This window comes from Psittacicella hinzii, from assembly GCF_003585935.1.
GTDB classification, from domain to species: Bacteria; Pseudomonadota; Gammaproteobacteria; order Enterobacterales; family Psittacicellaceae; genus Psittacicella; species Psittacicella hinzii.
The window spans coordinates 1-7,903 of sequence record NZ_NRJG01000109.1 but is presented as its reverse complement, the minus strand read 5'-3'; the positions used below and the strand labels follow the sequence as shown (position 1 = coordinate 7,903).

General features: G+C 33.9%; 5 protein-coding genes. All 5 read right to left on the bottom strand.

The features are described 5' to 3' along the window. Positions 1-13: 13 nt before the first annotated feature. Complete coding sequence (gene hemB, locus CKF58_RS05960) at positions 14-1,024, bottom strand: porphobilinogen synthase (protein WP_119531951.1); 1,011 nt, start codon at positions 1,022-1,024, stop codon at positions 14-16. Continuing rightward, on the bottom strand, positions 1,021-2,610 hold the full coding sequence (locus CKF58_RS05955) for an AarF/UbiB family protein (RefSeq protein ID WP_222987732.1): 1,590 nt from the start codon (positions 2,608-2,610) through the stop codon (positions 1,021-1,023). The genes hemB and CKF58_RS05955 overlap by 4 nt, the downstream gene beginning before the upstream one ends. 115 nt (positions 2,611-2,725) lie before the next feature. Then, complete coding sequence (locus tag CKF58_RS05950; RefSeq protein WP_119531947.1) at positions 2,726-3,463, bottom strand: SCP2 sterol-binding domain-containing protein; 738 nt, start codon at positions 3,461-3,463, stop codon at positions 2,726-2,728. Positions 3,464-3,555: 92 nt separating this feature from the next. Continuing rightward, on the bottom strand, positions 3,556-4,854 hold the full coding sequence (gene sucB, locus CKF58_RS05945) for a dihydrolipoyllysine-residue succinyltransferase (RefSeq protein WP_119531945.1): 1,299 nt from the start codon (positions 4,852-4,854) through the stop codon (positions 3,556-3,558). 27 nt (positions 4,855-4,881) lie between these two features. Beyond that, positions 4,882-7,758, bottom strand: a complete 2,877-nt coding sequence (locus tag CKF58_RS05940; protein ID WP_119531943.1) for a 2-oxoglutarate dehydrogenase E1 component — start codon at positions 7,756-7,758, stop codon at positions 4,882-4,884. Positions 7,759-7,903 lie beyond the last annotated feature (145 nt).

Below are 7,903 nucleotides of genomic sequence, written 5' to 3'. Positions count from 1 at the left end.
CTTGCCATTTTTATTATTTGTTTTTGAGCCATTGAGCTACTTCTGGTGCACAATAAGTAAGAATTCCATCACAACCAGCGCGCTTAAAACACATCATTGCTTCAAGTACGCATTTTTTATAATCAATCCAACCTTGTAAACCAGCTGCTTTTAACATTGCATACTCACCTGATACATGATATGCAAAAGTAGGAACTGCAAAAGTATCTTTAACTTTACGGCATACGTCTAAATAAGGTAGACCTGGTTTTATCATCACCATATCAGCTCCCTCACTAATATCCATTGCCACTTCATGTAAAGCTTCATTTAAATTTGCTGGATCCATTTGGTAAGAGAATTTATTACCTCCTTTTAGATTGCCTGTTGAACCAACTGCGTCTCTAAATGGACCATAGAATGCCGAAGCATATTTAGCAGAGTAAGCTATAATTTGAACATTTACAAAATTATTAGCTTCCAAAATATCACGAATAGCTTTAATACGTCCGTCCATCATGTCCGATGGAGAAATAATATCAGCCCCAGCTTTAGCGTGACTTAAAGCTTGCTTAGTTAGAACTTGCACAGTTATGTCATTAAGTACATAACCATTGTCATCAATAATACCGTCTTGCCCGTGAGTCGTATACGGATCTAAAGCTACATCTGTCATTACCCCTAAACTAGGAATATTAGCTTTTAAAGCGCGAATAGCTTTTTGTACTAGACCGTTTTCGTTATAAGCTTCTTCGGCTAATATAGTTTTATTACTCTCAACTACAGGGAATAAGACAATAAGATTAATACCTAATTCATGCCACTGTTTAGCTTTTTCAACTAATAAATCAATAGAATAGCGATATTGACCTGGCATTGAAGGTATTTCTTCTTGACGGTTTTCACCTTCAAGGATAAAAACTGGATAGATTAAATCATCGACTGTTAAAGTGTTTTCACGTACTAAATTACGAGTAAATTCACTTTTACGATTACGACGTAACCTTGTAGTAGGGTATTGACGTTCTACAATATTAAGGGTCATTTAAATGCACCTATAAAAATTTTGATAATAAGACTAACGAGTAATATTACACTTAAAACAGTAGCTACAACAGACAGAAACACTAAGTTTAAACTATAGAGAAGCGAGCTTAAAACTATAAACAACATCCCGAAGCCAAAAAGCATAAAATTTATAATTTTAGCTTGTTGTCGTTCAAACTTAGTTGTCATTTGTTCAAGCTTTTGTAATAGTTGCTGTTGGTTATCAAATAGACGATAAACATCGTCAGGAACATGTCCCATAAAATCAAAAATATGGGGTAAAGTTTTAGCAACTTTAATACTTTGTGCTTTTAAACCATATTCCTTTTCAAACCACTGTTCTAAAATCGGTTTAGCAGTTTCCCATAAATTTAATTCAGGGTAAACATTGCGTCCCATGGCTTCAACATAGACTAGAGTCTTTTGTAGCAAAATTAATTGTGGTTGTACCACCATATTATAGTCGCGTCCAACCTTAAATAAATTCTTTAAAACTAAACTTAAACGAATGTCATTTAAAGACTTATTAAAGAGAGGATCTAAAGCACGACTAATTTGCCGCTCTAATTCGTTAATTTCAACTTTGCCTCTAATCCAACCAGAATTAATATGCAACTCAGCGATCTTCTTATAATCACGGCGGAAAAACGCAATAAGGTTTTCTACTAAATACTTCTTATCAATAGCAGTTAAACTACCAACAATACCGAAATCGATTGCGATATAAGTTGGATCTTGTGGATCTGTGATGTCAGCAAAAATATTCCCAGGATGCATGTCTGCATGGAAAAAGTTATATTCTAGTAACTGACGAAAAAAGATCTCAACTCCGCGTTTTGCTAAGAGTTCGGTGTTAACCTGTTTGGAAATTAATTCTTGATAGTTATTGATCGAAGTACCATGAATACGTTCAACAACAGCAATATCCTTACTTGCGAAAAAAACTTTAGGCACGTAAAGAATATGCGAGTTTAGCCAGTCATTACGTAACGTTTGTCCATTACCAGCTTCAAGAGTTAAATCTAATTCAACTCTGCAACTATTTTCTAGTTCATCTACGATTTCAGCACTACGAATACGATTAGCCGAATCAAGATGTTCATTAATTATGGAAGTAAGAAAGCGTAAAAGACGTAAATCTTTTTGAATTTGCTGGCGTACAAATGGACGAATAACTTTTACTACTACCTCAACATTAGTACTCGCGCTAAAATCATCTAGATCATTTATAACTAAATTGTCATGCTCACCTAGCTGTTCTTTTAAATTAACTAAAGCTTGATAATTTAATTGTGCGGCATAAACTTGAGCAATTGAAGCACTAGCTAAAGGTTGTTCAGCAATAAATGGTAATAATTTCTCTACTTTACCATTTAAATCACGGTTGATTATCGCCTGCGCTTGCTTACTAGCAAAAGGTTGAACTCTCTCTTGTAACTGTTTTAACTCTTGAGTAATTTCACTGTTAAAGAAATCATCTTGGATAGATAATAACTGTCCTAGTTTTACCCACAATGGTCCTAAGTGCTCTAAAGCTAATCTTAATCTTAGACCAATAGAGTATTGAGGATACTTATTAGGCACCCAAAAGAAGAAAAGAGCTATTAATTTAAAAACAACTAAATTATATTTTTTAGCAAAATAAGTATCTAATCTAAATCTGCGTAAGATATAAGTTATATATATTAAACGCCATAAACTACTCACCACTAGATCCTCTTTTATCTTTAGTCTGGTCAGGGAAAATAGATTTAGCTACTTGATTGAAAAGATTTTCATTAAATAAGGCACGAGCTTTATTTACTAAATCATTTTGTTCAACAAAATTCTTTAAATCGCTTAATGGTGAAGTGCTTGTATTTTGACTTTGTGAATGATCGATAAACGGATCATCACTTTGTTGATTTTTATGCATTAAGTTATCAGATAAATCAGTTACAAAATTTTGTAAATGATTTCCCAATTTAGCACCTTGTTTAATACCTTGCGATAAAAAATATCCAGGTACATCACCTAAGGTTTTACATAAAATATTTTCTAGACTTAAATCTAAGCGGTTAGTTAGGTTTATGGCATTAATAAGTAATTGTTTATCACCTTGAATGCTAATTTTTTCTTCTTTCAGTAAAGTTTCTAAATCTGGATTCTTTTCTTGCGCCAGGCTACGAGCTACTTCACTTGTAACCATTAAACACAGATCAGCTTGTGTACTTGTCTCTACAGAGTAAATTTCCACTTGCTCGGCAAAAGATAAGTTTAAACATAAATCTGTATCACTTACTTTGCACAAAATATTTTTGCCTTTTAATGCAAGATAATCATCAGTTTGTTTTACATAATCAGGTACCACTAAATTAGCTACTTGATTAAGTAACTTTTCAGCTGGTGTTTTTAAACCTGAATTATGAATTTTTACTATAAGATCAAAGATGTTCATATAACAACTATTCGTAAAGTTTACGCAAATTATTACTGTTTTAAGATCAATATTTTAGGCTAACACGAGATTAGCCTAAAATATTCGCAAAATTATAAATCCAGAATAATTTGTGTTGGATCTTCTAATAACTCTTTCACACGTACTAAGAAACGTACAGAGTCTTTACCATCGATTAAACGGTGGTCGTACGATAAAGCAATATACATCATTGGACGAATAACAATTTGCTCATCTACTACAACTGGACGTTTTTTAATTCCATGCATCCCTAAAATCGCTGATTGTGGTGGATTAATAATAGGCGTTGAGAATAATGAACCGAAAACCCCACCATTAGTAATAGTAAAGTTTCCACCGGTCATATCTTCAATGGTTAAGCGATTATTATTACCTTTAGCTGCCAATTCAGCAATTTCTTTTTCGATTCGTGCTAGAGATTTATTTTCTGTATTACGTAAAACTGGAGTTACCAGACCACGTTCGGTTGATACGGCAATCGAAATATCAGTAGTATTTGAATAAACAATATCATCACCTTCAATGCATGCGCTGATAATTGGATATTCTCTCATTGCTACAGTTACCGCTTTTACGAAAAAACTCATAAATCCTAAACGGATATTGTGTTTTTTCTGGAAAGCTTCACCATATTGTTTACGAATATTAATGATATTTTGTAAATCAACTTCATTAAAAGTCGTTAACATAGCCGTGCTGTTTTTTGACTCTAGCATACGTTTAGCAATATGCTTACGAATTGAAGTCATTGGCACGCGCGTTTTTAATGGCTCTACAGCTTCATTTAACTGACGTAATTTAATTTGGTTAGCAATTACACGTGGCGGTAATTTTTGACGTAAATAACTTTCAACTTCGGTTGAACTAACGCCATGTTCATGAATTAATCGACGAGCTTTAGGACCTAAGTTAGTTTTTTCCGCTGCTAAAGAAAAATCATTTTCTTTTTGCATTGGTTGTTCTGAATAACTAGGTGCAGCTTTTGCTTTGGTGAACTCTGCTTGTGCTTTATTTTCAGTATTTTCTACTTTAGCTGCAACTTCTTCTACTTTAGCACTTGTAGATGCAGGTTCTACTTTTGCACTTACAGGTTCAGGAGTTTCTTGTTTAGCACTTGCTTTAGTCACTGCTTTGGCTGTGAAATAAGCTAGAAGTTCACCTGATTTAATAGTTTGACCCGGTTTTACTACAAACTCAGTAATAAAACCATCGGTAGGAGCAGTAATCTCAAAAGATACCTTGTCACTTTCTACAATGGCAATTTTAGTATTTGCTAATACTTCTTCGTTTACAGTTACTAACCATTGATGAAATTCAGCATTGGCTACTGATTCAGGTAGAATTGGACCTTTAATTTCAATTGTTGACATGTTCTTGTGTCTCTAAATTACGTATCTTTAAAAGATAAAATTATTTACATTCTCAAGATTATTTAAAATTTCAGCTTCTTGCTCTTTATGCACTTGAGCATAAGCCGTAGCAGGTGCAGCACTTGCAGCGCGACCATTGTAATTTATACGAATTTGTTGTCCTTTATCTATTAAGCTTTGTAAGAGGTAAGGTAAAACAAAATTCCATGCACCTTGGTTTTGTGGCTCATCTTGTACCCATTCTACAAGTTTAAGATTAGGCATTTTCTTAATAATCTTCTCTAATTGTGCTTGCGGGAATGGATATAGCTGTTCAATGTGCACTTGTTGAATAGTGTCATTAGCTAAATCTTGTAATTTTTGCTCTACAGCATAGCGGATTTTACCAACCGTAATTACTAGTTTTTCTGTTTTAGCTAATTGTTCTTTTTGTAGATTACTATAAAGCGGAGTAAAGTCACTATGTGCTAAATCTTTAATAGTTACACCAGCAGCTTCATTACGGAGTAATGATTTTGGAGTAAAGATTAAGAGTGGTTTTTTGTTTTGTCTCATCCCTTGCTGCATTAATAAGTGGTACATATTAGCAGCAGTAGTAGGCACAACCACTTGCATATTATTGTTAGCACAAAGTTGTAAGAAACGCTCTATACGTGCGCTCGAGTGTTCAGACCCTTGACCTTCAAAGCCATGTGGTAAAAGTAAAGTTAGACCTGATACTTGATCCCACTTGGTTTCTCCACTGACGATAAATTGATCGATGATAGGTTGAGCCACATTAGCAAAATCACCAAATTGCGCTTCCCATAAAACTAGAGTTTGAGGATCATTAATACTATATCCATACTCAAATGCTAAAACACCTGTTTCTGAAAGTGTAGAGTCCCAGACCTCAAACTTAGCGTTATATTGTTTAGCAATATTTAAGAGAGGGATATAATCACGTTCATTATTAACATCGTTAATAACTGCACCACGGTGGAAAAATGTTCCACGACCTGCGTCTTCACCACTTAAGCGAATATTTTTGCCTAAACTTAATAGACTAGCATAAGCTAAAAGTTCAACTTGCCCCCATAGGAGAGGTTTTTGTTGTTTTAAACTTTTATCGCGTTGTTTATACATGCGATCTAATGTATTAGGCAATACATAGCTATCAGGATATTCGTTTACTGCATATGCTAGGTCTGTTAATTCACGTTCAGATAAACGTGCATAAGGCTCACAACTATATTGACGACCTTCTTGTGTCATTGGAGCTTTAGTAAAACCTTCTTGTGGTACTAAAGATTTATTAACTTGTAAATTACCAATAACTAAACTATCTTTACCTAAAGCTAATTCATTGTAAATGCTTTTACGAATTTGCTCTAAATAATCACGTTCAAGAATACCTAATTTATGTAATTTATTAGCGTACTCAGTTGATAAAAGCTCTTTGTTACCAATTAGAGCATACATTTGTGGCTGAGTTACTTTTGGATCATCAGCTTCGTTATGTCCTTGACGACGATAACCGACTAAATCAATGAATACATCTTTTTTGTATCTTTGACGATAATTAAAGGCTAAAGTAGCTACGCGTACGACAGCATCAAGATCTTCAGCATTTACGTGGAAGATTGGCGCGTCAATCATTTTAGCTATATCTGTAGCATAAATTGATGAACGTGTATCCTTAGTATTTGACGTTGTAAAACCAATTTGGTTATTTAAAACAAGGTGAATACCCCCACCTACAGAGTAAGCGCGAGTATTAGACATGTTTAACATTTCTTGGATTAAACCTTGTCCAGATACAGCTGAATCTCCATGTGTATAAACTGGTAATACATAATCCGTTGCTTTAGAAACTCCAAAGTCACCTCGATTAGTGTATTCGTCATTATTTTCAACCTGGTTATAGTAAGATTCTTTGGCACGCACAGCACCCATTACTACAGCATTCACAAACTCTAAATGAGATGGATTAAATAGTAAATGAGCATTTAATGTATCTTGTGGAGCATTATCAACAATCTTATTTTTAGCGTTATTTACTACTGAGGTTTTAATAAACTCTACGTCTCGACCTAAATGATATTTAACATCTCCGGCATACAGTTTACCGTCTAAAGAAGCTTTACCATTAAAAAGATCAAAAAGTTCGTTTATCGGCATGCCAAAGTTATTAACTAAAGCGTTTAAACGACCACGATGTGCCATACCAAGATAAATATCGCGATAATTATTATCAGCAGCTAATTGGTATAAGGTATCTAAAAGAACAATAAATGATTCTAGTCCCTCTAAACTAAAACGTTTAGCTCCAGGGAATTTATTGTTTAATACAGCTTCTAAGGTCTCAGCACGTACTAAACGGTTTAGCATTCTTACTTTTTCAACATAAGTAAGTTCTAGATTATTATTTTCAATAGCTTTAGTTAACCATTCTTTAACTGCTAAATTACTAATATGGCTAAACTCATAACCAATATTACCAGCGTAAATCTCTCTTAACTTCTGGTAAAGATCAGCGATAACGTACTTTTTATTACCAGCAAAAGCGGTAGATAAACTGATTTCATTATCAGGATGTAAATTAAAGTCTATTAAATTGAATGGTACGCTTTGATTGCGACGCCAAAGGTGTAAAGGGTCGATATTTGCGATTAAATGTCCGTAATTACGATAGGTCTCGATTAAGTTGGCGCAAGCAACATTTTCATCACGATTTAAGACATCATAATAACGACTCTTTTTAATTAGAGCGCCTTCTTCTAAATCATTAAATAATTGTGCCCAATTTGGGTCAATGCTACTTGGATCTACAGCATATTGTTCATATAGCTGTTCAATATATAATTGGTTAAAACCTGATAATGAGGAGCTACTTAACCAGTCTTCGAGAGATTTTCTCCACATGGGATTTTCCTATTACTGTATGGTAATTAGTTTGTATCTTATAAACAAGAGTTTATCTTATGCTCTGCATTTTTAAGTACTAACACTTAACATGTACGTTTATACACACAAATATTCCTCTTATCCAAAGCAGGCAATATTCACA